Source organism: Streptomyces sp. NPDC048415, from assembly GCF_040651675.1.
Classification (GTDB): domain Bacteria; phylum Actinomycetota; class Actinomycetes; order Streptomycetales; family Streptomycetaceae; genus Streptomyces.
The window spans coordinates 1-1,207 of the sequence record NZ_JBEZKJ010000211.1 but is presented as its reverse complement, the minus strand read 5'-3'; the positions used below and the strand labels follow the sequence as shown (position 1 = coordinate 1,207).

The 1,207-nt window shown below is 70.4% G+C and carries 1 protein-coding gene; it reads left to right on the top strand.

Going from position 1 to position 1,207, the window contains the following annotated elements; genetic code table 11:
- The coding region (locus tag AB0D27_RS45315) for an ATP-binding SpoIIE family protein phosphatase (protein ID WP_362521478.1) at positions 1 to 1,207 on the top strand (1,207 nt) is incomplete at its 5' end.

Sequence of the window (1,207 nt, the reverse complement as noted above, 5' to 3'; positions counted from 1 at the left end):
CGACGACCTCTGGCTGGCCGAAGAACTCACCGCCCGCACCGCCCGCAGCATCCACCACACCCCCCGCCCCACCCCCCGCAACCACACCACCACCATGACCCTGCAGCGCAGCCTGCTCCCCCAGACCCTGCCCGACCAGGAAGCCCTCGACATCGCCACCCGCTACCTGCCCGCCGGCACCCGCGCCGGCATCGGCGGCGACTGGTTCGACGTCATCCCCCTCTCCGGCGCCCGCGTCGCCCTCGTCGTCGGCGACGTCGTCGGCCACGGCATCCGCGCCTCCGCCACCATGGGCCGCCTCCGCACCGCCGTACGCACCCTCGCCGACGTCGACCTGCCACCCGACGAACTCCTCACCCACCTCGACGACCTCGTCATCCACCTCTCCGCCGACGAAACCGGCACCGAAAACGCCCCCGAAAGCGCCGGAGGCATCGGCACCACCTGCCTCTACGCCATCTACGACCCCGCCTCCCGCCACCTCACCCTCGCCCGCGCCGGCCACCCCCCACCCGCCGTCCTCACCCCCGACCACACCGTCCACCTCCTCGACGTCCCCCCCGGCCCACCCCTCGGCCTCGGCGGCCTCCCCTTCGAAACCCTCGACACCCACCTCCCCGAAGGCAGCCTCATCGCCCTCTACACCGACGGCCTCCTCCAACCCCGCGACCACGACATCGACGAAGCCCTCAACCAACTCCTCCACGCCCTCACCCGCCCCGCCCACACCCTCGACACCATCTGCGACCGCATCCTCACCACCCTCCTCACCCACCCCCCCGACGACGACATCGCCCTCCTCATCGCCCGCACCCACGCCCTCCCCACCCACCACATCGCCACCTGGAACCTCCCCTCCGACCCCGCCATCGTCGCCCAAGCCCGCCAACACACCACCCACCAACTCACCACCTGGCACCTCGACGACGCCGCCTTCACCACCCAACTCATCGTCAGCGAACTCATCACCAACGCCATCCGCTACGGCCAACCCCCCATCCAGCTCCGCCTCATCCACCAAAACAACACCCTCACCACCGAAGTCCACGACACCAGCAACACCACCCCCCACATGCGCCGCGCCCGCACCTACGACGAAGGAGGCCGCGGCCTCCTCCTCATCGGCCAACTCACCCAACGCTGGGGCACCCGCCACACCCCCACCGGCAAAACCGTCTGGGCCGAACAATTCCTCACCACCCAATGA